We start from the raw sequence: 25,550 nt of genomic DNA, 5'->3' as shown, positions 1-25,550 counted from the left end.
GCTGGTAACGGAATGAACTGGGGCTCATGCCGGCCAGGCGCAGCGATCGACGCTCGCTGAGCCCCTTGCCCACGAGATGGCGCACCAGCTCCCGCCGTGACGGTGCGCTCACCACTTTTTTCGCAGGGCCTCTTTGGCGATTTCGTTTTCGAGCATCGTCTCGGCCAAGAGCTTCTTTAACCGTGCGTTCTCGGTTTCCAGTTCCTTGAGGCGTTTGGCCTCCGAGACGTTCATGCCGCCAAACTTGCTGCGCCAGAGGTAATAGCTGGCTTCCGAGAAGGCGTGCTTGCGGCACAGCTCGGCCACGGGCATGCCGGCTTCTGCTTCGCGCAGGAAACCGATGATCTGTTCTTCGGTGAAACGCTTCTTCATGTCCAATCTCCGTGTCATGGTGAATTGGACTCTAAAGTCACGTGCTACTCAATACCGGGGGGACGTCGGAGGGTTGCGGCCAACCTTGCCCGCCTTGTCGGGACATAGGGCCGACAACCGCCACCGTGTTCAGCGGTTGAATAACCCCTTGGCGAGGTCCAGTCCTTGTGCCAGCAGGTTGTCGGCGGGCAGCTCGTACTCCTGACGAATTGTCACGGTCCCATGTCTGTTCATGGTTGTTGTCTTGTTCTGGGGTGCGGGGTGGGGCATGACGACAGGGGATGTGAGTGCAGGGGATGTCCCCTGCAGTGAGTGATGAGAAACGCGTATTCCAAGCATGCAAAAAGGCAAGCCAGAGCGGCTTGCCTTTTTGATTTTGCTGGCTGTTACGGCCGAATCTCTTTGCGGCCAACGTTGGCCGACAGAGAGCGCGGCTTCTTTCTTCCTAGTTGCTCCGCTGCACCAGCGCCGACAGCACGAAGCAGGTATTGATGTTCTGCACGCCGGGCAGGGTGCTGATCTGGCTCCAGATCTGGTTGATGCGCTCGTGGGAGTCGGCTTCCAGTCGCACCATCAGGTCGATCTCGCCGCTGAGGATGGCGCAGTCCACCACCTCCGGGATCTTGGCGATGACGCTGGTGACATCGGCACCGCGCATGCGGTCCTTGCGGTACACCAGCATCACGGCGCGTACCGTGTCCGCGCTGCTGTGGCCGGCACGGCGTATGGTGTAGCCGCTGATCACCTTCTGCCCTTCCAGGCGGTCGATGCGTTGCCGCACCGATTGCCGCGACAGGCCCAGCCGGGTGGCCAGCGTCGCCAGCGGAATGCGGGCGTCGGCAGTCAGCTCATCGAGAATTTGATGGTCGATTGCGTCGAGTTTCATGGTCGGTCAGCTCCGGAACGGGCGGTGGTACCGCCCGCTAGGGGTCACAGTGTGGCAAGCGCCTGCAGTACGTCGCGCTTCAGGTCTTCGACATTCTCGATGCCGACCGAGTAGCGGATGAAGTTGAGCGGGATGTCGGCGGCCTGCATCTGCGCCGGGCTCATGGTGCCGGCCCACATCGCGGCGGTGTGGATGGCCAGCGAGTCGACGCCGCCGAGGTTGCCGGCGTTGTGCGGGATCTGCAGCGCAGCGACGAAGCGCTCGGCCTCGGCGTAGCCGCCGCGCACGCCGAATGCCACCACGCCGCCGTAGCCCTGCATCTGCGTGCGTGCCAGCTCGTGCTGCGGGTGGCTCTCCAGTCCCGGGTAGTACACGCGTTCGACCTGCGGCTGCTGCTCCAGGAAGCGGGCCAGTGCCAGTGCATTGGCGTTGATGCGCTCGACGCGCATCGGCAGCGTGCGCAGGCCGCGCAGCAGCAGCCAGGCGTCCATCGGCGACAGCACCGAACCCAGCGTGATGTGGGTGTGCCAGATTTCCTCGGCCAGTACCTTGCTGGTGCAGATCACGCCGCCGCTCATGTCGTGGTGGCCGCCCAGGTATTTGGTGGCGCTGTGGATCACGATGTCCACGCCCAGATCATGCGGGCGCTGGTTGATCGGCGAGGAGAAGGTGTTGTCGGCCAGGGTCAGGATGCCGTGCGCGCGGGCCACGCGGGTGACGGCGGCGATGTCGGTCAGCATCAGCACCGGGTTGACCGGGCTTTCCAGCAGGATCAGCCGCGTGTTGGGGCGGATCGCTGCTTCGAAGGCTGCGGCGTCTTCCTGCTCTACCAGCGTCACCTCGATGCCGAAGCGCGGCAGCATGTCGTCCAGCAGCTTGCTGGTGCTCATGTAGTGCCGGCGCTGGCCGATGACGTGATCGCCGGCCTTGACCAGCGCCAGCACCGTGGTGGCGATGGCGCCCATGCCGGAGGCGGTCACCAGTGCCGTCTCGGTGCCTTCCAGCTGCGCCATCACGGTTTTCACCCGTTCGTGTACCGGGTTGCCGTAGCGGGTGTAGTTGCGCGGGTGCTGTGGCTCGCTGGACATCGCGATGAATTCGGCGCTGTCCTCGGCCTTGAACACCGCCGAGTAGTGGATAGCCGGCGCGACACCTTTTTCGTCGGTGAGGTCGGCATCGGCATGGATCACCATGGTTTCCAGTTGATAGTCCATATTGTTCTCGCTGGGTTGGTTGCGCGCGGACGGGGTCAGCGCGGTTGGTGTCGGTTCAGACGCATCTCGCCGTACCGGGTCAGCAGCGACAGCACGGCGGCGATGACGATGTAGATCAGGCCGGCCAGCAGTAGTGCGTCGGTGGTGTAGGACTCGATCGACAGCCGCCGCGCCACGCCGGTGAGGTCGAGCACGGTGATAGTGCTGGCCAGCGCGGTGGACTTCAGCTGCAGCACGATCTCGTTGCCCAGCGTTGGCGCCGAGATGCCGATGGCGCGTGGCACCACGATGTACCAGGTGACCATCAGCCGGCTCATGCCGAAGGCGGTGGCGGCCTCCTTTTCACCGGCCGGTACGCCGAGGATGCCGCCACGGATGTCTTCCGCCATGTAGGCGGCCAGGTTCAGCGTCAGCGCCAACAGCGCACAGGGGAAGGCATCGCCGACCAGCAGCCACAGTGCGGAGTCGCGCACCCACTCGAACTGCGCCAGGCCGTAGTAGAGGATGAAGATCTGCACCAGCAGCGGCGTGCCGCGGAAGGCGGACATGAACAGGCGGCTGGGCAGCGCGATCCAGCGCTGCGGCGAGCTGCGCGCCACCGCCAGCGGCACCGCCAGCGCGAAGCCGAGCACGCAGGAGAGCACCAGCAACTGTAACGAGATCCACAGTCCGTCGAGCAGGGCCGGCCACGATTGGCTCAGTAGCAAGGCAAGTTGGTCCATGAGGGTTCCTTTCACGCCGGGCTGGCATAGCCGCGGTTGGCGCGTTTTTCAAAGTAGGCAAACGCGGGGTTGGAGGCGGCCAGCAGCAGCAGGTAGACCACTGCCACCGCGGCATAGAACAAGAACGGCTGCTTGGTGAATTGCGCGGCGATATTAGCCTTGCGCAGCATGTCCTCCAGCCCGACGATCGACACCAGCGAGGTGTCCTTCAGCAGGTTCTGCCACATGTTGTTGAGGCTGGGCAGGCAGATGCGCCACGCTTGCGGCAGCTGCACGCACCAGAAGATCTGCCAGCGCGACAGGCCGTAGGAACGTGCCGCCTCCAGCTGCCCCTTGGGTACCGCCAGGAAGGCGCCGCGGAATACTTCCGACGCGTAGGCACCGAATACCAGCGCCAGCGCCACCACGCCTCCGGCAAACGGGCTGAGGCTCAGCGTGCCGGCGAAGTGGGTGTTGATCAGGTTGGACAGGCCGAAGTAGCAGATCAGCAGGATCAGGAATTCGGGAATGCCGCGCAGGACGTTGCTGACCAGATGGGCGCTCTGTCGCAGCCAGGGCAGTGCCGACATCTTGGCGGCAGCGCCGGCCAGCCCCAGCAGCAGGCCGAAGCACAGCGAGGTGAATGCCAGTTCCAGTGTCAGGGCAGCGCCTTCCAGCAGCTGGGCGCTGTAGTCGAATAGTGCAGCCATGGGGAGTCTCCAGTGCGGGCCGCCGTGCTGGCGGCCCGGCGGGTGGGGTTATTGCGGCAGGATGCTGAACGGGAAGTAGCGCTTGTTGACGGCCTGGAAGGAGCCATCCTTGTGCACCCCGAGAATGGCCTGGTCGAACTGCGCCTTGAGCTTGCTGTCGCCCTTGCGCACGGCGATGGCGGTACCGGCGCCAAAGATCGCGTCATCGGAGATGGCCTGGCCGGCCAGCGCAAAGCCTGCCTGCTGGCCGCCCTTGCTCAGCCAGTCGTGGGCCACGGTGCTGTCGGCGAACACCGCCTGGATGCGGCCGGATTCCAGATCCAGCCAGGCAGAGTCCAGCGACTGGTAGACCTTGACGTTGATGCCGCTGCTGCTGGTCGGCAGGCGGTTGCGGAAATAGCTTTCATGGGTGGAGGCGGTCTGCACGCCGACCGTCTTGCCGCGCAGCGTGGCCGGCTGGTTGCTGATGCCGCTGCCTTTCTTCGCCACCAGGTGGACCGGCGCGGTGGTGAAAATGCGGCTGAAGTCCACCGATTTTTCCCGTTCCGCGGTGCGCGACATCTGCGCCAGCACCGCATCGATCTGGCGGGCTTTCAGCGCCGGGATCAGCGCGTCGAAGTCCATGGTCACCCACTGACAGGTCACCTTCATCGAGGCACACATCTTGTTGCCGATTTCGATCTCCATCCCCTGCAGCTTGCCGGAGGCGTCCTTGTATTCGAACGGGGCGTAGTCGGCGAGGGTGCCGATGCGGACCACCTCCTGCGCGTGGCTGGCGGTGCTGATCAGGGTCAGGGCGGTGAGGGCGGAGAACACGAGCTTTTTCATGGCGATTTCCTTTGCGTGGCGTCGGGGATCACAGGATGCTGGACAGGAATTTCTGGAAACGGGGCGACTGCTGGCGGGTGAACACTTCGTCGGGGCAGCCGTCTTCTTCGATCTTGCCCTGGTGCACGAACACCACGCGGCTGGCGACCTCGCGCGCAAAGCCCATCTCGTGGGTGACCACCAGCATGGTGCGGCCGTCCTCGGCCAGCGCGCGCATCACCTTCAGCACTTCGCCCACCAGTTCCGGGTCCAGTGCCGAGGTCGGCTCGTCGAACAGCAGCACTTCCGGGTCGGTGGCCAGTGCGCGGGCAATCGCCACCCGCTGCTGCTGGCCGCCGGAGAGCTGGCCGGGGTAGGCGTGGCGCTTGGCGGCCATGCCGACCTTTTCCAGCATCTCCAGCGCCTTGGCTTCGGCTTCCTGGCGGCCAAGGCCGAGCACCTTCTGCGGCACGAACATCACGTTCTGCAGCACCGTCATGTGCGCCCACAAATTGAACTGCTGGAACACCATGGCCAGCTTGCGACGGATGCGGGTGATCTGCCGCGGGTCGGCCAGCGTCAGTCCGCCGTCGCGTGTCGCCTTCATCTCCAGATGCTCGCCGTTGATGGTCAGGCGGCCGGAGTCCGGGGTTTCCAGCAGGTTGATGCAGCGCAGCAGAGTGCTTTTGCCGGAGCCGCTGCTGCCCAGGATCGAGATCACGTCGTGCTTGTGCGCGGTGAGCGAAATGCCTTTCAGGATCTCGACGCTACCGAACGACTTGTGCAGGTCCTCGATGGCCAGCACCGGCGCCGGCGGTGAAAAAGCGGGGTGGGCTAGGGATGTCATGGGTGATCCTCTCTTTCTCGATTTGCGGACGTCTTTTTTTATGTGCTACAGCCGGCGGCAGCTGCCGCCGGCACGACTCACAGCGCGGTCTGGCGCTTGCGTTTGAAACAGATCACCTTGGGCTGCGACATTTCGGCGATGGCGAAGCGCACCCCCTCGCGTCCCAGCGAGCCGTACTTGAAACCACCGAACGGCATGCCGTCGAAGCGGAAGTCGGAGGAGTCGTTGATCATCACCCCGCCGGCTTGCAGCCGTTCCGCGACGCCCAGTGCCGTCTCCAGGTGGCTGGTGAAGATGCCGGCCTGCAGGCTGCTTTCGCTATCGTTGGCCGCAGCCAACGCGCTCTCCAGGTCGTCGAACGGGGCGACGATCACTACCGGCGCGAACACTTCCTCGCGCCAGACGCGGGCCGTGGTCGGCACGTCGGCGAGGATGGTCGGCGCGTACAGCGCACCCTGGCGCTGGTGGCCGCACAGCACGGTGGCGCCCTCGGCGATTGCCTCGTCCACCCAGCTTTCGATGCGGCAGGCCTGCGCCTCGCTGATCATCGGTCCCATGTCGGTGGCCTCGTCCAGCGGGTCGCCGACCCGCATCGCGGCGGTCAGCTCGGTCAGGTAGCGGGTGAACAGCTCGTACACCGGGCGGGCGATCAGCAGGCGCTGGGTGCCGATGCAGTTCTGACCGGCGGCCCAGAAGGCGCCAGAGACACAGGATTCGGCGGCGTCGCGCAGGTCGCAGTCGGCCATCACGATCACCGGTGCGTTGCCGCCCAGGTCCATCGCCAGTTTCTTCAGCCCCGCCTCGCGGGTGATGGCTTCGCCGCTGACAGGGCCGCCGGTGAAGCTGACCATGCGGATCGCCTTGTCGCGTACCAGCGGCGCGGCCACCTCGCTGCCGCCGTGCACCAGCTGCAGCGCGTCGCGCGGCACGCCGGCCTGCCACAGGCACTCGGCCAGCCGCACCGCCGACAGCGGCGCCAGCAGCGACGGCTTCAGGATCACCGCATTGCCGGCGGCCAGTGCCGGGCCCAGCTTGTGGGCGACCAGGTTGAGCGGGTCGTTGAACGGGGTGATGGCGAGGATCACGCCCAGCGGTTCGTTAGTGAAATAGCCGCTGCGGTCTTCTGCGCCGGCGTAGGCGTCGAACGGAATGATCTCGCCGCCGTGGCGTTTGGCTTCCTCCGCCGACAGCCGCAGGGTGTTGACGCAGCGAGCCACTTCCTTGCGTGCCTGGCGCAGCGCCTTGCCGGACTCCAGCACGATGGTGCGGGCAAACTCGGCGGCCTGTTGTTCCACCATGGTCGCGGCGCGTTGCAGCAGTTCTGCGCGCTGGTGGCGCGGCAGCGCTGCGGCCAACGTTGCACCGTGGCGGGCGCGGGTTACGACGGCCGGCAGTTCCTCGACAGGGGTCAGCTCGACGCTGCCGACCACGCTGCCGTCGAACGGCGACTGCACTTCGCAGTGCATGGCCTGGTGTTTGAGTGGCGCGTTCATGCTTGCACCTCCTGGCCGCGGGTCTGGCCGGCCAGCTCGATCAGGTCGGACAACACGGCGAAGGCGGTTTCCACGCGCCCGGCGCCGGGGCCGCTGATGGTGACGCCGCCCAGCACGTCGGTGTCGAAGGTGATGGCGTTGGTGACGCCACCGATCGCCGCCAGCGGATGGCCGGCCGGCAGTTCGCGCGGTTCGACGCTGGCGCTGACGCTGCCGTCGGCATGACGGGTGGCGGCGCCGACCAGTCGCCAGCTGCGTCCGGCTGCCTGCGCGGCGCGGATGTCGGCACTGGTGAGGCCGGTGATGCCGCGGCAGCTGACATCGGAGCGGGTCAGGCCGGCCTGCCACAGGGTGTTGGCGAGAATTACTACCTTTAGCTGCACGTCGCCGCCGCCAAGGTCGGCGCTAGGGTCGGCTTCGGCGTAGCCGAGTTCCTGTGCCTCGCGCACTGCGGCGTCGAAGTCGTGGCCCTGTGCCAGACGCTCCAGCACGAAGTTGGAGGTGCCGTTGAGGATGCCAGCGAAGCCGTTGATCTCGCAGCCGCGCAGCGTGGTGCTGATCTGGCGCAGTACCGGGGTGCCGCTCATGACTGCGCCTTCATACTTGATGGCGGCGCCGTTGGCCGCGGCCAGCTGGGTCAGCGACTGCTGTGCCAGCGCGATCGGGCCCTTGTTGGTGGTGATCACATGCTTGCCGTGGCTCAGTGCGGCGCGGCAGTGCGACAGCGCCGGTTCGCCGGTGTGCGGGTCGGTGAAGGTGGCCTCGACCACCACGTCGACGTAGTCGGCGGTGACCAGCTCCAGAGTGGCGGCCAGGTCGATGTGTTCGCTGATGCGGGTGGCGGGGTCGCGGCGCAGCGCGTCAGTGGTAAAGCCGCTGTCGGCGGTGGCCAGCAGCGCGTCAAGATCGATCCCCTGCGGGTTGCTGACCACGCCCAGGCGCAGGTCGGCCAGTGCGGTGATGCGGATGTCGAGGTCGCCGAGCTTGCCTTGCTTGGCCTTGAGCAGGGACACCAGGCCCTGGTTAACGCCGCCGAAACCAATCAGTGCCAATCGGAAAGTCATCGCTAGATCCCTTCGTGTTCGAGTGTGGAACTTCATGTTACGGTGTCAAAATGACGGCAACAATCGACAAAATGACGCTAAAAACGGTTATTTTGTTGCGATTTGGCTGCTGTCGGCTGCGCTTTGCCCATCGCCTTCCACCGGGATGAACAGCGAGGTTTTCAGGGTGTTGAGCACCACGTTGGTGGTGATGCGGCGGATCATCGGGTTGTTCTCCATCACCCGCGCCGTCAGGCGGTCGTAGGCCTCGACATCCTGGGCGGTGATGATGACGATCAGGTCGGCGGCGCCGGTCACGTAGTAGATCTGCTGGATGGCGTCGATCTGCTTCGCCCACTCGCGGAAGCGGTTGACGGTGTCGTAGTTGTCGCGCTCGATTTCCATGGCGGCGACGAAGCTCATCGGCCGCCCGACCAGCGCGCGGTCGAGCACGGCCACTTCGGCGCTGATGATCTTTTCGGCACGCAGCCGCTTGAGGCGCTTCTGCACGGCGGAGGCGGACAGACCGATGGCTTCGGCGATCACCTCCGCCTTGACCGAGCAGTCGCGCTGCATGATGGTGAGGATCTTCTGGTCAAACGAATCAAGGGCAGTAGTCATGGCAGTCAACCGGAAAGTCAGAGATAGAAAGCGGTGGCCGTGGCGGCCCCCGCGCGAATGCGGACCTGGTCCAGAGCCTGTACCAGGCTGGCTTTGCTGGCCGCGTTGAAGCCGTCCAGACTCACTGCCGGCAGTGCGATGTGCGTCATGCCGGGTGGTATCGGATAGGCCTGTTCCGAGCCTTGCCGGCTCTTGGCGATCAGCGCCGAGCCCTGCAGTGCCTGCAGTGTCATGCGCAGGGTGCAGGGGGCGGGCAGCGCCAGCACTGCGGCCAGCGGCAACAGCAGCGTGGCAACTTGCTGCAACAGCGGAATTTCATAACTGCCCGGCCACCAGGCATGGGCGTGGGGCGGCCAGCAGCCGCTGGGCAGCACGGCGGCCATTTCCACTCCCTGGCCTGAGCGCAGCAGGGCGTAGGCCTGCACCCGGCCGGTGCTGTCGGGGCGGGAGTGGTACAGCTCGCCCGCCGGATGCTGCGGACGGTGCTGCTCCAGCGTGATGCCGGCGGGGCGCAACTGTTGCAGCAGCGCCCGCGCCTGTTGCCGCTGCGCGGCAGACAGGCTTCCACTTGCCACACCGGGCGCCGGTAACAGCTGGCAGTGCCACTGCGGGCCTGGCGGCATCGTAATGATGTCGCCGGCCGGCATCGCGGCCGCCGCTTGCTCGCGGGGGGAAGATGGATCACGCATACACACCTCTCGTCTTGCTGTCGCCTCCCGGGTGAACCGGTGTCTGGTAGTGACTTAACTGTCTTTAATTATGCCGAGAGTGCTCGCGGAAAAAGCGCAATGTAAGGCTGTTGTGTTCCGTAATTGCGCCATTTTTTGTGGTTTCGTTCCGAAAAAACGGCGCGATGACGATGGCAATCGAGGCGTGGCGGATGCCGGGTCCGGGCAAAACAAAACCCGCACCGGAAGCGGTGCGGGTTGCAGGGTAAGACCGTGTGGCGTGGCTTACTTGAACGGGTAGATGTCGTTGGTGAAGTACTTGGCCTGGATCTTCTTGTAGGTGCCGTCCTTCAGGATTTTCTTCAGCGCCACGTTGATCTTGGCCAGCAGTTCCTTGTTGCCTTTCTGTACCGCGATGCCGCAACCCTGGTAGTACTTCGGATCGTTGAACACCGGGCCGACGAAGGCGTAGCCCTTGCCCTTGCCGGTTTTCAGGAAGTCTTCCTCACCCACGGTGGACTCCAGGAACACCGCGTCCAGGCGCTGGCTGGACAGGTCGAGGAAGGCGTCGGTGATCTTGCCGTAGACCTTGATCTGCGCGCCTTTCGGCTTCAGCTTGTCGTTGGCTTCCTGCTGCTGCACGGCGCTGCGCAGCACGCCGATGTTCTTGCCCTTGTACCAGGCGTCGTTGATCTGGGTGCCTTCCTTGGCCAGCAGGCGGCCGGGCACGTTGAAGTACATGTCGCTGAAGTCGACGATCTTGGCGCGCTCGGGCGTGATGCTCATCGAGGCGATGGCGACTTCAAACTTCTTGGCCTGCAGCGCCGGCACGATGCCGTCGAAGTCCATTGCCTTCAGTTCGCACTGCAGCTTGGCTTCGGCGCAGATGGCGCGGGCGATGTCCGGGTCGAAACCGGTGATGCTGCCGTCGGCGGCCTGTTTCGAGAACGGCGGGTAGCTGACATCGGTGACGATGCGGATGGTTTGGGCTTGTGCCAGCAGCGGCAGCGAGCAGATGGCGGTCAGCGCCAGCAGGTGTTTGTAGTTCATGTTGTCTCCGTTTTCCTTTGTCGTCGCGGTGTAGGCATCGCAATCAGCGGCTGTTTCTATCTTAATCCCGTGGGCCTGCCAACCGCGAGTTATTTGTATATACAAATTTGCGGCATTTTTGCCAGTGCGAGATAAAAAATCCGCGGGCAGCCATTTTTTTCGGCTTGACCGCCATCAATGCCGGACAGGGGGCGGTGGCTACAATGGTTGCCGGTGGTCGCGCAGCTGGCGCGACTCCGGGCCGGGACGGCTTCCCGGCACCACCCGCGATCACGCCATGGCCAAGAAATTCCCGCTGCACCCGAAGCACCCCGAGCGTCTGTGCTGGGGCTGCGACAAGTACTGCCCGGCCGGCTCATTGCAGTGTGGCAACGGTTCCGGGCGCACCCAGCACCCGGCCGAGATCCTCGGCGACGACTGGTATCTGTGGGGCGACTGGGGCATCACCCCGGACGGCGATGCGGCGTCACCGGCGCCGGTGATCCCGATCGTTGACCGTTCGCGCTGAGCGCTGGCGCGCCAGGTTTTTCCACTACCCGGGCGCCGGCTGCGTGTCCGCGTGGCCGCTCAACGGCGTGTGGTGACGCCGGATAATTACGCACAAGTGACATCGCTGTACAAAAGCGGCACCATTGCCGCTTGCCGCTTTGCGCGTCGAAAAAAATTATCCTGTTGATAATGAAGGACTAATTTTCTTCCTTGGCGATTTGCTGCGTTGCACCAGTCGCGTCGCGGGGTGTTGTGAGCGGCGGGGATTGCTGAAATGATGCGTACGCAACAGGCTGGGTGCCCATGCGCGCGCTCGGCCGCGACGGCCTCTGCCAGCTGCGCGCGTGGCGCCCCGATCCCGATTCATTTCATCCCGCTTGCCAAGGAGTGAAGCATGTCCCTGCGAGTCGTTGCCGACCGGCAATTGTCAGCCGCCACCGCCATCGTCGCGGTGTTGCCGTTCGCGTCGCCGGCGGCCGGTGGCCGTGCCGCGGCTGTCGTAGGGGCAGGGCGATGACGGCGCCGCTGCAACTGGCGGTGCTGCTGTTGCCGCCGTGTTCGCCGTTCGGCATCGGCTGCTTTGCCGAGCCTTTCCTGCAGGCCAACCGCCTGGCCGGCAAGACGCTGTACCAGCTGCGCTTCTATAGCTGGAACGGCCAGCCGCTGCCGATGGCCGGCGGCATGCGCTACCCGGTGAGCGGTGCGCTGCGCGACGCCGAGGCCTGCGACCAGCTGTTCGTACTCAGCGAGGGCGTGCTGCCGTTCAGCGACGCCGCGCTGTGCTGCCACGCGCTGGCCTTGCTGGCGTCGCGCGTGTCGCTGCTGGGCGGGGTGCACTGCGGCGCCTGGTGGCTGGCCAGTGCCGGCCTGCTCGACGGCTACCACGCCACCATCCACTGGCCGGAACAGCCGGCCTTTGCCGAGCGCTTTCGCAACGTGCTGGCGTCGCAGCACGTGTACGAGCTGGATCGCGGTCGCTTCACCTGTGCCGGCGGCCTCGCGCAGATCGACGGCACGCTGGCGCTGATCGGGCGCCAGCACGGCGTCGAGCTGGTGGAGTCCATCGCCGCGCTGCTGTGCGCCGAGCGCGTGCGCGGCAGTGACGAGCGCCAGCGCGTGCCCTTGCTGGCGCGGGTGGGCGAGAAGCACCCCAAGCTCACCGAGGCGGTGATGCTGATGGAAGCCAATATCGAGGAGCCGCTGACCACCGACGAGCTGGCGCGGCTCACCAACCAGTCGCGCCGCCAGCTGGCGCGCCTGTTCAAGCAATACCTCGACGATTCGCCGTCGCGCTACTACCTGCAGCTGCGGCTGGAGCGCGCGCGTCATCTGTTGCGCAACACCGGCAAGTCGGTGGTGCAGATCGGGCTGTTGTGCGGTTTTTCTTCCGGACCGCACTTTTCCACCGTGTACCGTACCCATTTCGGCATCTCGCCGCGCGAGGAGCGTTTCCCGGGCGACAGCGACCTCGCCGACGAGACCTGAGCCGCTTGCGGCCAACGTTGGCCGCAACCGTGACAGGCTGGCCCAAACAGAAAGCTGCGTGTCTTGATTCTGGATGGAAAGTTTGACGCGCCTCCCTAGAATGGCTCCATCTCAACGCCAGATGAAGGATTCCCAGATGTCCGCTCCTGTTACCCGCCAAACCTTTGATGAAGTGATGGTTCCCAACTACGCCCCGGCCGCGTTCGTTCCGGTAAAGGGTGAGGGCTCGCGCCTGTGGGACCAGCAGGGCAAGGAATACATCGATTTCGCCAGTGGCATCGCCGTGACCAGCCTGGGCCATCTGCACCCGGAACTCACCAAGGTATTGCACGAGCAGGTGGACCGCCTGTGGCACCTGTCCAATACCTTCACCAACGAGCCGGCACTGCGCCTGGCCCGTCGCCTGACCGAAACCACTTTTGCCGAGAAGGTGTTCTTCTGCAACTCCGGCGCCGAAGCCAACGAAGCCGCGCTGAAGCTGGCGCGTCGTTACGCTTTCGACCATTTCGGCGGCAGCAAGACCGGTATCGTGTCCTGCAAGCAGGCCTTCCACGGCCGTACCCTGTTCACCGTGTCGGTGGGTGGCCAGCCGAAGTACACCGAAGGCTTCGCCCCGCTGCCGGGTGACCTGAACCACATCGAATTCAACAACCTGGAAGCCGCCGAGGCCGCCATCAACGCCGGCACCTGCGCCGTGATCGTGGAGCCGGTACAGGGCGAAGGCGGCGTGCTGCCGGCCACCAAGGCCTACCTGCAGAAGCTGCGCGAGCTGTGCGACAAGCACAACGCGCTGCTGATTTTCGACGAAGTGCAGATTGGTGTTGGCCGCTCCGGCGCGCTGTACGCCTACCAGGCCTACGGCGTGACCCCGGATATCCTGACCAGCGCCAAGGCCCTGGGCAACGGCTTCCCGGTAGCCGCCATGCTGACCAGCAACAAGGTCGCCGCCTCCTTCGTGGTCGGCACCCACGGTTCCACCTACGGTGGCAACCCGATGGCCTGCGTCGTGGCCGACAAGGTACTGGAACTGATCGACACTCCGGAAGTGCTGGCTGGTGTGGGCAAGCGTCATGACCTGATCAAGGCTGGCCTTGAGCGCATCAACGCCAAATACGGCATCTTCAAGGAAGTGCGCGGCATGGGCCTGTTGATGGGCGCCGAGCTGCAGGGCGAGTTCCATAACAAGGCCAAGGACATCGTCAACGCCGCTGCCAAGCACGGCCTGCTGGTACTGGTAGCCGGCACCAACGTGCTGCGTATCGTGCCGTCGCTGATCATTCCGGAAGCCGACCTGCAGGAAGGCCTGGCCCGTCTAGAAGCGACCGTCGCCGAACTGGTGAGCAAGGTGGAAGCCAAACAGGCGCAACCAGCGTAATACCCACACACGGCGGCGACCAAGTATCGCCGCCGTTTTTCCCTACAGAGGAAGATTCATGCTTCTTGTCCGCCCCAGCAAGCTGTCCGACCTGCCGCAGATCGAGCGCATGGCGCGCTCTGACGGCCCGGTACTGCACTCCCTGCCGCCCGACCGCGAACGCCTGCAGCAGCGCGTGAACGATTCCGTGCATTCGCTGCGCGCCGATGTCGATTGCCCCGGCGAAGAAAGCTACCTGTTCGTGCTGGAAGACACCGCCAGCGGCCAGCTGCACGGCACCGCCGGCATCATGGCCGTGGCCGGCTACTCCGAGCCGTTCTACGCCTTCCGCAACGAAGTGCTGGTGCACGCCTCGCGCGAATTGAAAGTGAACCACCGCGTGCACGCGCTGGTGACCTCGCACGAGCTGACCGGCCGAACCCGCCTGACCGGCTTCTACTACGACGAAGCCGCGCTGGGCCGCAATATGGCGCTGCCGCAGCTGCTGTCGCGCGCCCGCATGATGTTCATTGCCCAGCACCGCGAACGCTTCAACAACGAGATCTTCTCGGTGCTGCCGGGCGTGACCGACGACAACGGCCGCTCGCCGTTCTGGGACGCCGTCGGCTTCAAGTTCTTCCGTCGCGACTTTGCCGAGATGGAAATGGCCTCCGGTGGCCGCAGCCGCACCTTCATCGCCGAAATGATGCAGGTGGACCCGCTGTACGTGCCGCTGATCGCCGAAGACGCACAACGCGTGATGGGCGAGCCGCACGCCGGCGCGCGCATCAACTACCGCTGCCACCTGGCCGAAGGCCTGGAGCCGGATCATTTTGTCGATCTGTTCGACGCCGGCCCGGTGCTCACCGCGCAGCTGGATGTATGCCGCTCGGTACGCTACAGCCGCCTGCATACCGCCCGCCGTGGCGAAGTGAGCGGCGACACCGTGCCGCACCTGGTCAGCAACACGCTGACCGCCGACTTCCGCTGCCTGCTGGTGGACCTGCCGCCGCTCTTGGGCGACGAAGTGATCCTGCCGCCGCAAGTGGCAGATGCACTGGAAATCGTGGATGGCGACGCCGTGCGTTGCGTCCCGCTGAATAGCGAAGGGGCCCGCTGATGTTCGTATTGCGTATGAGCCGGCCGGATGACATAGACGCGCTGGTACAACTGGGCCACAAGGCTGGCCCCGGTCTCACCACCCTGAAACCCGACCCGGATGCGCAGGGCGCGCGCCTGCAGCGCGTGCAGCGCACCATTGCCGGCACCGCCGAGCTGCCGGAGCAGGGCTACCTGTTCGTGCTGGAAGACACCACCAGCGGCAAGGTGGTGGGGGTGTGCGGCATCGAAGTGGCCGTGGGCCTGGACCAGGCGTTCTGGACCTACCGCATGGATACCTTCGTGCACGCCAGCCGCGAGCTGGGGCTGTGGACGCGCATGGACAAGCTGCACATGTCGCACGGCCTTACCGGCTATTCCGAGCTGTGCACGCTGTTCCTGGACCCGGACTACCGCGTTAACGGCAACGGCTCGCTACTGTCCAAAGCGCGCTTCATGTTCATCGGCCAGTTCCGCGAACGCTTTGCCGAGCGCATCTGCGCCGAAATGCGCGGCTACTTCGACGACAACGGCGAATCGCCGTTCTGGAAGGCGCTGGGTGCGCACTTCTACCGCATCGACTTCCACGAGGCCGACCGCCTGGTGGCGCTGGGCAAGAAATCCTTCCTGGCCGAGCTGATGCCGCGCTACCCGGTGTACATCGACTTCCTGCCGCAGGACGCCCGCGACTGCATCGGCAAGGTGCACAAGGAAACCGAACCGGCGCGCCGCCTGCTGGAAGTGGAAGGCCTGCGCCTGGAGCAGCACGTGGACATCTTCGAAGGCGGCCCGGTGCTGGAAGCCCGCATCGACGACCTGCGCGTGATGCGCGACAGCGGCCTGCGCCGGGTGGAAATCGTGGCCGAAACCGCCGCCGATGCCCCGCGCCAGCTGGTGGCCAACGGCGAGCTGGCCGACTTCCGCGTGATTCTGGCTGCGGCCAACGAGGCGGATGGCGTGGTGTATCTCAGTGCCGAACAGGCGCGCGCGCTGCAGGTGAAGGCCGGCGACAACGTGCGCGTGATGCTGCAGAACCCGGCCAAATAAACCAGGACTTTTGCCGGCAGCCAGCGCTGCCGGCTTACCAACACCAACGGGCACCTCGAAAAACGGGGTTTTTTTCGAGGTGCCCAGACAGGAACACGATAATGAGCAAACTATTCATCGACGGCGCCTGGACCACCGGTAGTGGCGCATCCTTCGTATCGCTCAACCCGGCCAATGGCCAGCCGGTATGGGAAGGCCACTCGGCTTCCGCCGCCGACATCGACGCCGCCTGCGCCGCCGCGCGCCGTGCCTTTGACGACTGGCGCCGCCGCTCGCTGGACGAGCGCATCGCGCTGGTGCGCCGCTTTGCTGAAGTGCTGGGCGAGCACAAGGAAGACATGGCCCGCGCTATCGGCGTGGAAACCGGCAAGCCGCTGTGGGAATCGCGCCAGGAAGTGGCGGCCATGGTGGGCAAGATCGACATCTCCATCCGCGCCTACAACGACCGCACCGGCGAAAAGCGTGGCGAACTGGCCGGCGATACCACCGTGCTGCGCCACCGTCCGCACGGCGTGATGGCGGTGTACGGCCCGTACAACTTCCCCGGCCACCTGCCGAACGGCCACATCGTTCCGGCGCTGATCGCTGGCAACACCATCCTGTTCAAGCCGTCGGAACTCACCCCGCTGGTAGCCGAACTGACCGTGCAGCTGTGGGAAAAAGCCGGTGCACCGGCTGGCGTGATCAACCTGCTGCAGGGCGAGCGCGATACCGGCATCGCCCTGGCGCAGCACCCGGCACTCGACGGCCTGCTGTTTACCGGCAGCTCCGCCACCGGCGTGGCACTGCACAAGCAGTTCGCCGGCCGCCCGGGCTTCATGCTGGCGCTGGAAATGGGTGGCAACAACCCGATGCTGGTGGCTGAAGTCGACAACCTGGACGGCGCCGTACACCACGCCATCCAGTCGTCCTTCCTGTCGGCAGGCCAGCGCTGCACCTGCGCGCGCCGCCTGTTGGTGCCGCACGGCGAGTTCGGCGACCGTTTCATCGCCCGCTTTGCCGAAGTAGCCGCCAAGCTCACCGTTGGCGAATACGATGCCGAGCAGCAGCCGTTCATGGGCGCCATGGTGTCGCTGAAAGCCGCGCAGCACATGTTGGCCGCACAGGACAAACTGCTGGCCATGGGCGCCAAGTCCATCCTGGCCATGCGCCAGCTGGAAGACGGCAAGGCTTTCGTTACCCCGGCCATCCTGGATGTGACCGACATCGCCGCCCAGCTGCCGGACGAGGAATACTTCGGCCCGCTGAGCCAGATCATCCGCTACCACGATTTCGATGAAGCGCTGCAGATCGCCAACCGCACCCAGTACGGCCTGTCCGCCGCGCTGCTGGCCGACGACGAAGCGCTGTGGCAGCGCTTCAACCAGGACATCCGCGCCGGCGTGGTGAACTGGAACAAGCCGACCAACGGTGCCTCTTCCGCCGCACCGTTCGGTGGTACCGGCCTGTCCGGCAACCACCGCCCGGGCGCCTACTACGCCGCCGACTACTGCGCCTACCCGATGGCGTCGGTGGAAGCGGGCAGCCTGGCGCTGCCGGCCCAGCTGTCGCCGGGCATGACTTTCTGAGGGTGTTGTTTCTGCTCATTGACAGCCCGCCACGTGCGGGCTTTTTTGCGTGCGGCCAACCTTGCGCAAGGTTGGCCGCAAAGGATCAGGGCTTGCCGCGCAGGTAGTCGGCGACCGCCGCCGGCGGCAACGGGCGGGCTTCGAGAAAGCCCTGCATCTCGTCGCAGCCGTTGGCCAGCAGCCAGGCCTGCTGCGCCGGGGTTTCCACACCCTCGGCCACGGTGTGGCAGGCCAGCTGTTGCGCCAGGGTGATGATGGTACGCACCACCGCGCGGCCTTCCTCGCGGTCGAGATTGCGCACGAAGGCGAGGTCGATCTTCAGCACCGACACCGGCAGCTGTTGCAGGTAGGCGAGCGAGGAGTAGCCGGTGCCGAAGTCGTCGAGCGCGAGGTGCAGCCCCAGCGCGCGCAGCTGCTGCAGCACCGGCAGCGCCCACTGCAGGTTTTCCATCGCCGCGGTCTCGGTGATTTCCAGCTCCAGCTGCACCGGCTCCACGCCGTGGCGCTGGCAGCTTTGCAGCAGCCAGTCGCGCAGCCCGGCATCGCCGAGCTGGCGCGGTGACAGGTTGATCGCCATGCGGCCAACCTGGTAGCCGTCGCGCTGCCAGGCGGCACGCTGCGCGATGGCCTGATCCAGCGCCCAGCGCCCGAGACGCAGGATGAAACCGGTTTCCTCCGCCACCGGGATGAACTCGCCGGGGCTGATGGCGCCCTCGGCCGCCTGCCAGCGCAGCAGCGCCTCGAAGCCGGCGACGCTGCTGTCGTAGAGCCGCACCCGCGGCTGGTACACCATCGCGAATTGCTGCTGCTGCAGCGCCAGCGCCATCTGGCCGGCCAGCTGCAGCCAGCGGCGGGTGCGTGCCGGCTCGCAATCGCTGAACGCCACCACCGGGGTGCTGACGCTGTGCTTGGCGGCAGTCATCGCCATTTCGGCATTTTGCAGCAGCTGGCCGGCCTGGTCGCCGTCCTCCGGATAGCGGCAGTAGCCGGCACGGGCGCCGGCCTGCAGCTCGATACCGCCGGGCAGCACGAAGGGCGCGGCAAAGGCCTCCAGCAGTTGCTGCGCGCGCTGCAGCGGCTCGTGCTGGCCCGGCATCAGCACGGCAAAACTGTCGCCTTGCAAGCGCATCAGCTGCTCGTCGGGGTGCAGCAGGCGCAGCAGGCGCTGGCTGCCGGCCACCAGCAGCGCGTCGCCGCTGTCGTGGCCGAATACCTGGTTGATGCGGCCCAGCGCGTCGATATTGCACAGCAGCAGCGCGCCGTGCTGGCGCTGCTGCAGGCTGGTGTCCAGCTGCTGGATGGTAGCGTGGCGGTTGGGCAGGCCGGTCAGCTCGTCGTTGAGTGCCAGCCACTGCAGCTGCGAGGTCTGCTGCACCTGTACGCTGATGTCGCTGACAAAGGCCAGCACATAGGCGTGCTGGCCCCACTGCAGCGGCGCCAGCTCGACACTGGCGTGAAACTGGCTGCCGTCGCAGCGTGCGGCGGTCACCTGCTGGCGCTCGCTCATGCGGCGCACGCGGGCGTCGGCGTGGTAGTCGCCACGGTGCTGGCGGTGCGTGCCGCGCAGTGTGCTGGGCACCAGCTGCTCGATCTGGCTGCCGTCCAGCGCGCCCGGCGCGGCATGGAACAGCTGTTCCGCCGCCGGATTGCTGCTGACGATGCGGCCGTCCTGATCCACCACCAGAATGCCCAGCGGCGCGCCGGAAACCAGCGCGTGCAGACGGTTGCGCGCGTCCTCGTGCGCGGTCTTTTCCACAGTCAGCTGCTGGTAGGGTTGCAGCAGGCGGGTCTCGATCACCCCGCGCAGGAAGAAGCCCTGACCGATGACCTTGAACACGTGGCCGAGGCCGTTGGCGACGTCGTCCACCAGCTGGTAGAAGCAGAAAAACAGCTCGCCGAAGGCCAGCACCAGCAGGCCGGCGGTCAGCCACTGCCCGGCGAAGATGGACTGCTGCGCGCGGTGCACGCGAAAGGCCAGCAGCAGGTAGGCGCCCACCAGTAGCCACTCCAGCGAGATTTTCAGCGGCGTCAGGCCGCTGCCCGGCTGATACAGCACCGGCAGCCTGTCGTACAGGCCGACGCCGAGCAGCGCCACCAGCGCACCGTACAGCCACAACAGCGGAATGGCGCGCCGCTGTTGCGGAGTGGGCAACAGCATGCACAGGATGGCCAGCGCCACCATCGCGCGCGCGCCCAGCCATATCACGATGGCCTTCTGCGGCGTGTTGGCGGTGACGAAGGCCGGCAGCAGCGCGTAGGACACGGTGTGCAGGGTATCCAGCGCCGCGATCACCGCGAAACCGACCGCCAGCACCCGCAGCGGGCGGCTGCTGTCGGTGCGGAACCAGGCCATCACCGCCACCAGCAGGCTCATCGCGATGGACAGGATTTCCAGCATGGTGTGGATGGCGGCGTAGCCGGGCAGACGCGCCCAGCCGGGCGACACCAGCTGCAACAGCAGCATCAGCGAGATCAGGAAGCACAGCAGCAGCGCCAGTGGCAGCGGTGACGCGCTGTTGGCGGACGGCGTACTGGCGGGCCAGGACAGAGATAACATGCGGACGGGCTTTCGGCTGGGGTCGCAAAAGGGTGGTCAGGCAGCGCCGTCCGGTGCCGGCGGCAAGTTATCACTTTACCTTAAGTCATGCCCGTCATGCCGCGACAGCGTGCCGGAACTTGATCTGACACCGCCGCCGGTGTGGCAAGGCTGACAACGGGGGACGCCGTCGGTTGCCAGGGTGCTGCGTCGGTGCCGTGCCGCTGGAAAGGTTGGCCGCAATGGTGGAAGTGCAGGAGTGCCACCACGTGACCGGTGTCGATTCCTGCGTCTTTCGTGTGCTGGTGCGCAACGTGTTGCACCTTCAGCAACCGGGCTGTGTTGCCGCCAAAATAAAAAGCGAGGGCTACCCTTTTATTTGGTTAGCCTTCGCTTTGGCGGGGTAGTGTTTACTGGTATTGGCTGGCAGTTGTTTTCAATTGAGCAGCAAAATTGAAAATATCATCGACTGTCGCAATCGGGTGGCGAGTCTCGGTTTTATCTTCGTCAAAAAGACCGATATATTTTTGTGCTCGATTGAAGTGTAGCCGGCAAATTGGCTTTCTATTGTTGTCGTCAATTATGATGCCAAAATAACTTTGCGTATCGCGATGCGCAATGCGTTTTACCTCAATCACTTCCCTGATGATGGCTTTAACAATATGAAAGCCATCCATCTCGTCTTGTGTTGTCAAAATCTTTACATCGGTATCCTCTGCACTTTCAGTCGCTTGTGGTTCTGGTGCAGGAGCTGGTATGTTGATGTTTCCGTTGATAGCTGACTTCAACCTGTCGTTGATCTGGTCATTCAGGAATTGATTCGTGGCCTTCTTGGTTAGCTCAAGAAACTGGTCACGCACCTTTTGCGTGATCATTCCATCATATACGCGAGAAGCAAAGAATTTTACGAAATCTTCTTCTGGCGCAGAAAACTGTGCAGCTATCAGCTTCTTTATTTGACTTACGTATTTTAATTCACCGGCAGCATTGATGATCGATTCAACATCAAAAGCCGATTTTGTCAGCTTAGCCAACTCAGGTACAACGTTTTCATCTATGTCGACCAAATCAAGCTCCAAAAATGGTTTCTCGTCCATTTTGTTGGGCGCGTCTAGGTCAGTGAAGAATTTGTATGTTTGGCCATTGGTAAGGATGGATATCCTTGCGTTGGTTACATGGAAGTAGCGAAACAGCTGAGATGCATGGTTCAGATTGAGTGGCTCACCAATTTTTTTGCACTCAACGAGAATCTGAACCACGCCTTCCTTAAGAATGGCGTAGTCAATCTTCTCCCCCTTCTTCGTGCCGATATCGCAGACGTATTCTGGGGCAACCTCTTGGGGATCAAAAACATCGTACCCAAGAACGCTATGGATAAAAGGCATTACAAAAGCGTTTTTGGTTGCTTCTTCAGTGTTGATGATCGCTGCCTGCTGTTGAACTTTGGCGGAAAGTGCGCTGAGCTTATTGATGAGTTCCATATGACCTCCATGCTGATTGTCATACAGTAAACGCTTATGCATAAGCTATGCAATGAGCGTTTTATCAATCATTGATGCAAAACAGTCACTCAACAATAGCACTCCCATCAGCCCAGCCGCTGCCGCAGCCAGCGGCTGAAGCTCTCCACCCCCCACGACAGCAGCAGCATGGCCAGGATCAGCGTGGCGGCGTTGGACAGCTGGAACAGCGACAGCGCCAGATACAGCTGCTGGCCGAGGCCGCCGGCGCCGACCAGGCCGAGGATGGCGGCGATGCGGATATTGTTTTCCCAGCGGTACAGGGTGTAGGCGACCCACTGCGGCAGCGCCTGCGGCAGCAGGCCGTAGCACAGGCAGGCGAGGCGACCGGCGCCGCTGTGGCGCAGCGCGGCTTCCGCGTCCGGCGGGGTGTTTTCCAGCGTCTGCGCGAACAGCCGGCCCAGCACGCCGCTGGTGTGCACCGCCAGCGCCAGCACGCCGGCGGCCGGACCGAGGCCCAGCGCCAGTACCGCCAGCGCGCCCCACAGCAGATCCGGCGTGCCGCGCAGCAGGTTGAGAAGCAATTGCACCGGCGCGCGCAGCCAGCGTGGGCCGCGGTTGCTGGCTGGCAACGCCAGCAGCGCGCCGCCGATGAAGGCCAGCGCGCTGCCCAGCGCCGAGACGAGCAGTGTCTCCAGCACGCCGTTGCCGACCTGGACAAGGAAATCAGCGTGCAAGGTTGGCCGCAGGAATTCCTGGGCGAAGCGCCATAGTCCGGCGACATCGAACGGGGCCTCGCGCCATTGCGGCCACAGCCACAGCAGCGACAGGGTCAGCAGCAGTAGCGTGCCGGCGGCCAGTCCGGCGCCACCGGCGCGGCTGTGGATGGCGGCACGGCTGACGCGGCTGACGCCCTCGGTCAGCGCCACCAGCGCGGCGAACAGCAGCAGCAGGCTGCCGACTTCGCCGCCGTTCAGCATCCGCAGCGAGGTATCCAGCAGCAGGCCGAGGCCGCCGGCGCCGACAAAGCCCATCACCGCCGAGGCGCGGATCGCGCATTCCCAGCGGTAGACGCTATAGCTGATCAGCTCGGTCGCCGCCTGCGGCAGCAGTGCGTAGCCGAAGATGGCCAGCCGCGACGCGCCGCTGGCAGCCAGTGCCGCCGCGGCCTGCGGTGGCTGCGATTCCAGGATTTCGGCGTAGACCTTGCCCAGCATGCCGCCGTAGGCCAGCCCCAGCGCCAGCACCGCCGGCAGGCTGCCAAGACCCGCGGCGCGCACCAGCAGCAGCGCCCACACCAGGTCCGGCACGCCGCGCAGCACGATCAGCACGCCGCGCAGCAGGCGTTGCAGCCATTGCCAGCCGCGGGCCGGTGCCTCGCCGCACAGCGTGTCGCGCTCCAGCGCGCGGCTGGTCAGCAGCGCCAGCGGCAGGCCGAGCAGCACCGCCAGCGCGAGGCCGCTGCTGGCAATGGCCAGCGTGGTGGCGGTTTCGCGCAGCAGGTCATGCAGGAAGGCGCCGTCGGTGCTCGGCGGGAAGAAGTCGGCGACAAAGCGCCACAGCGTGCCGGCGGTGTCGCCATCGGCCAGCAGCAGCGGGTTGAAGCCGGTGTAGGCCATCGCCGCCAGCAGCAACAGCGGCGTGGCGATGAGGCCGGCCAGCCGCGACGCGCGGGCCGGGTCGTGCAGGCTGGCGCTCAGCATGGCGCGATCCGGATGCCGCTGCCCAGCGCCGGCTCGTCGGCGGTGGCCGGCTGTTCGCCAGCGTACAGCGCCGTCAGCAGCGACGGGGTGACCTCGGCACGCGGCAGGTCGAAGGCGATCTGGCCGTCACGCAGGCCGATCAGGCGCGGGAAGTGGGCGAGCGCGAGCTCGACCGAGTGCAGGCTGACCAGCAGCGTGGCGCCGCGCGCCCGGGCGTCGGCGCACAGCAGCGCCACGGTGTCGTCGGCCAGGCGCGGGTCCAGCGCCGACACCGGCTCGTCGGCCAGCAGCAGCTCCGGCTGCTGGTACAGCACGCGGGCGATGCCCACGCGCTGACGCTGGCCACCGGACAGACGGTCGCAGCGCTGCCACAGCTTGTCGCCCAGCTGTACCCGCTGCAGCGCGTCGCGGATGGCGGCGACATCCTGCGGCCACAGCAGGCGGCGCAGTGCGGCCAAGGTTGACAGCTGGCCGAGCTGGCCGGCGCCGATCGCGGTGACCACCCGTTGCAGCGCCGGCAGCGGCGGATGCTGGTACACGCTGCCGATGCGGCTGCGCAGCCGGCGCAGTGCCGGCGCGCGAAGCTGCCACGGGTCCTGCCCTAGCAGCTGCACGTTGCCACCGTCGGGACGGTGGCCGCTGCCCGCCAGCAGCAGCAGCGAGGACTTGCCGGCGCCGGACGGGCCGATCAGCGCCACCTGCTCGCCCTGCGCCAGCTGCAGCGTGAGCGGCTGCAGGATGCGGTGGCCGTTAAGGCTCAGGCTGGCCGCGTCAAGACGCAGGCTCATTGCAGCAGGCCGGCTTCCTTGGCAGCGGTTTCGATGCCCTTGTAGTTGGCGGCCTTGGTCGGGATGAACTTGCTGGCGCGTTGCAGATCGAGAATGGCCTTGTGCTCGGGGTTGGTCGCATTCAGCTTCAGGAACGCCTGCTGGATTTTCTGCTGCAGTTTTTTATCCAGGCTGCCGCGCACCGTCCAGTTGTAGTCGAAGTACGGCGGGGTGGTGCCCAGCAGCTTGACCTTGCTCTGGTCGACCTTACCGGCCTCGACCAGCTTGTCCCATACCGAGGCGTTCAGCACGCCGGCGTCGACCTTGCCGGAGGCAACCCAGGCCACGGTGGCGTCATGCGCACCGGAGTAGCCGACGCTCTTGAAGAAGGTTTCCGGCTTGATGTGCTGCTTTTGCAGGAAGTAGCGCGGCATCAGGTGACCGGAGGTGGACGAGGCGGAGCCGAAGGCAAAGCTCTTGCCCTTCAGCTGCTGCAGCTTGCTGATGCCGCTGTCGGCATTGACGATGTATTTGGAGGTGAAGCGCGAGTCTTCCTCGCGCTGCACCAGTGGCACCACCTTGCCGCGCTGGCTGGCCTGCACGAAGGTGAAGCCGCCCAGCCACGCCATGTCGATCTGGTCGGCGTTGAGCGCGGTGACCACCGCGGCGTAGTCGCTGACCGGCACGAACTGCACCTTCATTCCCAGCTCTTTTTCCAGGTACTGGCCCAGCGGCGCGAACTTGCGTTGCAGCTCGGTCGGGGCTTCATCGGGAATGGCGGAGACTTTCAGCAGCGCTTCGGCGTGGGACAGGGTAGCGGCGGCCAGCAGCAGGCCTGCCACGGACAGTTTGGCAATGTTCATGAGCGGATTGTCTTTCGGGTTAGGCGGGCAACAGGCCGCCACCATCAAAAAAGCAGTCGCGCGGACTGCTCGGTGCAGGCGGACGATAAGCCGCCAAAGTGGCCGTATTTTATGCCAGATCGGCGCGCGCGCCTAATCGCGTCAGCATAAAACGGGGGGTGGCGCGCCGGCATTGCCGGATGTGCGCGGCGCTTGCGGCCAACCTTGTCGCGGGCAAGGCCACGACGGTGCGGTCGGAGGCGGGGCGGGCGCTCAGTCGACGCGGTAGCGGATCCAGCCGCGTGCCTGCAGGCAGCTGCGGTAAAGGTCGTCGCGCGCGCGCTCGTTGATGTCGTAGCTCTCGGTTTCGGCGTCCTGCCAGTAGGGCAGCGTGCGGCTGCAGCGGGTGTCGGCGGGCGAGCAGAACCAGGACGGTCTGAAGCGCGGCGGCCGGGTGACGCGCTCGCCGGCCAGCGGCGGGAAGGCCTGCGCCGCTTCCTTCTTGCACTGGAAGCTGTCTTCGTCAAAGTTGGCGTCGTAGCGGGTGGCGTGGCGCCACTGGTAAGTGGCGCAGGCGCTGAGCAGAGCGAGGCTCAGCAACACAAGCAGGCGGTTCATGAGGGCGTCCCGTGGCGCAATGCCGATACCCACAGTTTAGCCCGCCGCGCTGCCGGCGTGGCCGGGTGGCGGTTATTCCTTTGGTGGATAAAGAATACAAAATTCATTGGTTTGTATGGTTTTGTCATCGTTTTATGATGGCCCATCTTCTCCTGACCTCTGAATGAAAGC

Annotated in this window: 25 protein-coding genes and 1 pseudogene; 8 read left to right on the top strand and 18 right to left on the bottom strand. The window is 65.1% G+C overall.

Annotated elements, in window-relative coordinates; genetic code table 11:
- The 12 genes and pseudogenes from PQU96_RS06350 to PQU96_RS06295 all read right to left on the bottom strand — a co-directional run.
- Nucleotides 1–372 (bottom strand): annotated as a pseudogene (locus PQU96_RS06350) (transposase); the annotation flags it as partial.
- 445 nt (nt 373–817) lie between these two features.
- Nucleotides 818–1,258: an Lrp/AsnC family transcriptional regulator gene (locus PQU96_RS06345; RefSeq protein WP_272771414.1), complete on the bottom strand. Its 441-nt coding sequence runs from the start codon at nt 1,256–1,258 to the stop codon at nt 818–820.
- A 44-nt stretch (nt 1,259–1,302) separates the two neighbouring features.
- The gene (locus tag PQU96_RS06340; RefSeq protein WP_272771413.1) at nt 1,303–2,472 is read right to left on the bottom strand and encodes a trans-sulfuration enzyme family protein; all 1,170 of its coding nucleotides are present in this window, start codon (nt 2,470–2,472) and stop codon (nt 1,303–1,305) included.
- A gap of 35 nt (nt 2,473–2,507) precedes the next feature.
- Nucleotides 2,508–3,194 (bottom strand): ABC transporter permease, encoded by a 687-nt coding sequence (locus PQU96_RS06335; protein WP_272771412.1) that lies wholly within the window; start codon nt 3,192–3,194, stop codon nt 2,508–2,510.
- Between the two features lie 11 nt (nt 3,195–3,205).
- Complete coding sequence (locus PQU96_RS06330; protein WP_272771410.1) at nt 3,206–3,883, bottom strand: ABC transporter permease; 678 nt, start codon at nt 3,881–3,883, stop codon at nt 3,206–3,208.
- Nucleotides 3,884–3,931: 48 nt separating this feature from the next.
- Complete coding sequence (locus PQU96_RS06325; protein WP_272771409.1) at nt 3,932–4,711, bottom strand: ABC transporter substrate-binding protein; 780 nt, start codon at nt 4,709–4,711, stop codon at nt 3,932–3,934.
- Nucleotides 4,712–4,739: 28 nt separating this feature from the next.
- Entirely contained in the window at nt 4,740–5,537 is a 798-nt protein-coding gene (locus PQU96_RS06320) for an ABC transporter ATP-binding protein (RefSeq protein ID WP_272771407.1), read from the bottom strand.
- Between the two features lie 77 nt (nt 5,538–5,614).
- Complete coding sequence (locus tag PQU96_RS06315) at nt 5,615–7,030, bottom strand: aldehyde dehydrogenase family protein (protein ID WP_272771405.1); 1,416 nt, start codon at nt 7,028–7,030, stop codon at nt 5,615–5,617.
- On the bottom strand, nt 7,027–8,094 hold the full coding sequence (locus PQU96_RS06310) for a homoserine dehydrogenase (RefSeq protein WP_272771404.1): 1,068 nt from the start codon (nt 8,092–8,094) through the stop codon (nt 7,027–7,029). The genes PQU96_RS06315 and PQU96_RS06310 overlap by 4 nt, the downstream gene beginning before the upstream one ends.
- 87 nt (nt 8,095–8,181) lie before the next feature.
- Nucleotides 8,182–8,694, bottom strand: a complete 513-nt coding sequence (locus PQU96_RS06305) for an Lrp/AsnC family transcriptional regulator (RefSeq protein ID WP_272771403.1) — start codon at nt 8,692–8,694, stop codon at nt 8,182–8,184.
- A 17-nt stretch (nt 8,695–8,711) separates the two neighbouring features.
- Entirely contained in the window at nt 8,712–9,383 is a 672-nt protein-coding gene (locus PQU96_RS06300; protein ID WP_272771402.1) for a hypothetical protein, read from the bottom strand.
- A gap of 264 nt (nt 9,384–9,647) precedes the next feature.
- The gene (locus tag PQU96_RS06295) at nt 9,648–10,412 is read right to left on the bottom strand and encodes a transporter substrate-binding domain-containing protein (RefSeq protein ID WP_272771400.1); all 765 of its coding nucleotides are present in this window, start codon (nt 10,410–10,412) and stop codon (nt 9,648–9,650) included.
- A gap of 277 nt (nt 10,413–10,689) precedes the next feature.
- Between PQU96_RS06295 and PQU96_RS06290 the strand changes: the two genes are divergently transcribed.
- The 7 genes from PQU96_RS06290 (at nt 10,690) to astD (ending at nt 17,453) form a co-directional block, all read left to right on the top strand.
- The gene (locus tag PQU96_RS06290; RefSeq protein WP_272771399.1) at nt 10,690–10,920 is read left to right on the top strand and encodes a DUF3079 domain-containing protein; all 231 of its coding nucleotides are present in this window, start codon (nt 10,690–10,692) and stop codon (nt 10,918–10,920) included.
- 375 nt (nt 10,921–11,295) lie between these two features.
- Nucleotides 11,296–11,418 carry a hypothetical protein gene (locus tag PQU96_RS06285; RefSeq protein ID WP_272771398.1) on the top strand — a complete coding sequence of 41 codons (123 nt, stop codon included), beginning with the start codon at nt 11,296–11,298 and terminating at the stop codon, nt 11,416–11,418.
- Complete coding sequence (locus PQU96_RS06280) at nt 11,415–12,386, top strand: GlxA family transcriptional regulator (RefSeq protein WP_272771397.1); 972 nt, start codon at nt 11,415–11,417, stop codon at nt 12,384–12,386. Before PQU96_RS06285 ends, PQU96_RS06280 begins: the two co-directional genes overlap by 4 nt.
- Before the next feature lie 136 nt (nt 12,387–12,522).
- Complete coding sequence (locus PQU96_RS06275; RefSeq protein WP_272771395.1) at nt 12,523–13,761, top strand: aspartate aminotransferase family protein; 1,239 nt, start codon at nt 12,523–12,525, stop codon at nt 13,759–13,761.
- A 58-nt stretch (nt 13,762–13,819) separates the two neighbouring features.
- Nucleotides 13,820–14,860 (top strand): arginine N-succinyltransferase, encoded by a 1,041-nt coding sequence (gene astA, locus PQU96_RS06270; protein ID WP_272771394.1) that lies wholly within the window; start codon nt 13,820–13,822, stop codon nt 14,858–14,860.
- Nucleotides 14,860–15,885 carry an arginine N-succinyltransferase gene (astA, locus tag PQU96_RS06265; RefSeq protein WP_272771392.1) on the top strand — a complete coding sequence of 342 codons (1,026 nt, stop codon included), beginning with the start codon at nt 14,860–14,862 and terminating at the stop codon, nt 15,883–15,885. Before astA (PQU96_RS06270) ends, astA (PQU96_RS06265) begins: the two co-directional genes overlap by 1 nt.
- A 101-nt stretch (nt 15,886–15,986) precedes the next feature.
- Complete coding sequence (gene astD, locus PQU96_RS06260; protein WP_272771391.1) at nt 15,987–17,453, top strand: succinylglutamate-semialdehyde dehydrogenase; 1,467 nt, start codon at nt 15,987–15,989, stop codon at nt 17,451–17,453.
- Between the two features lie 85 nt (nt 17,454–17,538).
- Here astD and PQU96_RS06255 read toward each other — a convergent pair whose 3' ends face one another.
- The gene (locus PQU96_RS06255) at nt 17,539–20,010 is read right to left on the bottom strand and encodes a putative bifunctional diguanylate cyclase/phosphodiesterase (protein ID WP_272771389.1); all 2,472 of its coding nucleotides are present in this window, start codon (nt 20,008–20,010) and stop codon (nt 17,539–17,541) included.
- 197 nt (nt 20,011–20,207) lie between these two features.
- Here PQU96_RS06255 and PQU96_RS06250 point away from each other — a divergent pair, with 197 nt between their 5' ends.
- Nucleotides 20,208–20,396: an Lrp/AsnC ligand binding domain-containing protein gene (locus tag PQU96_RS06250; protein WP_272771387.1), complete on the top strand. Its 189-nt coding sequence runs from the start codon at nt 20,208–20,210 to the stop codon at nt 20,394–20,396.
- Between the two features lie 3 nt (nt 20,397–20,399).
- Here PQU96_RS06250 and PQU96_RS06245 read toward each other — a convergent pair whose 3' ends face one another.
- From PQU96_RS06245 to PQU96_RS06225, 5 genes are all read right to left on the bottom strand, one after another.
- Complete coding sequence (locus tag PQU96_RS06245) at nt 20,400–21,470, bottom strand: type I restriction endonuclease (RefSeq protein ID WP_272771385.1); 1,071 nt, start codon at nt 21,468–21,470, stop codon at nt 20,400–20,402.
- Between the two features lie 107 nt (nt 21,471–21,577).
- Entirely contained in the window at nt 21,578–23,152 is a 1,575-nt protein-coding gene (locus PQU96_RS06240; protein WP_272771383.1) for a PhnE/PtxC family ABC transporter permease, read from the bottom strand.
- Complete coding sequence (locus PQU96_RS06235) at nt 23,146–23,940, bottom strand: phosphonate ABC transporter ATP-binding protein (RefSeq protein WP_272771381.1); 795 nt, start codon at nt 23,938–23,940, stop codon at nt 23,146–23,148. The genes PQU96_RS06240 and PQU96_RS06235 overlap by 7 nt, the downstream gene beginning before the upstream one ends.
- Nucleotides 23,937–24,782: a putative selenate ABC transporter substrate-binding protein gene (locus PQU96_RS06230; protein ID WP_272771380.1), complete on the bottom strand. Its 846-nt coding sequence runs from the start codon at nt 24,780–24,782 to the stop codon at nt 23,937–23,939. The genes PQU96_RS06235 and PQU96_RS06230 overlap by 4 nt, the downstream gene beginning before the upstream one ends.
- A 252-nt stretch (nt 24,783–25,034) precedes the next feature.
- A complete protein-coding gene (locus PQU96_RS06225) occupies nt 25,035–25,379 on the bottom strand; it encodes a hypothetical protein (RefSeq protein WP_272771379.1) in 345 nt (114 codons plus the stop codon).
- Nucleotides 25,380–25,550: the final 171 nt, after the last annotated feature.

It is taken from the genome of Vogesella margarita (genome assembly GCF_028548475.1).
Taxonomy (GTDB): Bacteria; Pseudomonadota; Gammaproteobacteria; order Burkholderiales; family Chromobacteriaceae; genus Vogesella; species Vogesella margarita.
The sequence above is the reverse complement of the archived record's forward strand: the minus strand, read 5'-3'. Positions and strand labels throughout refer to the sequence as shown.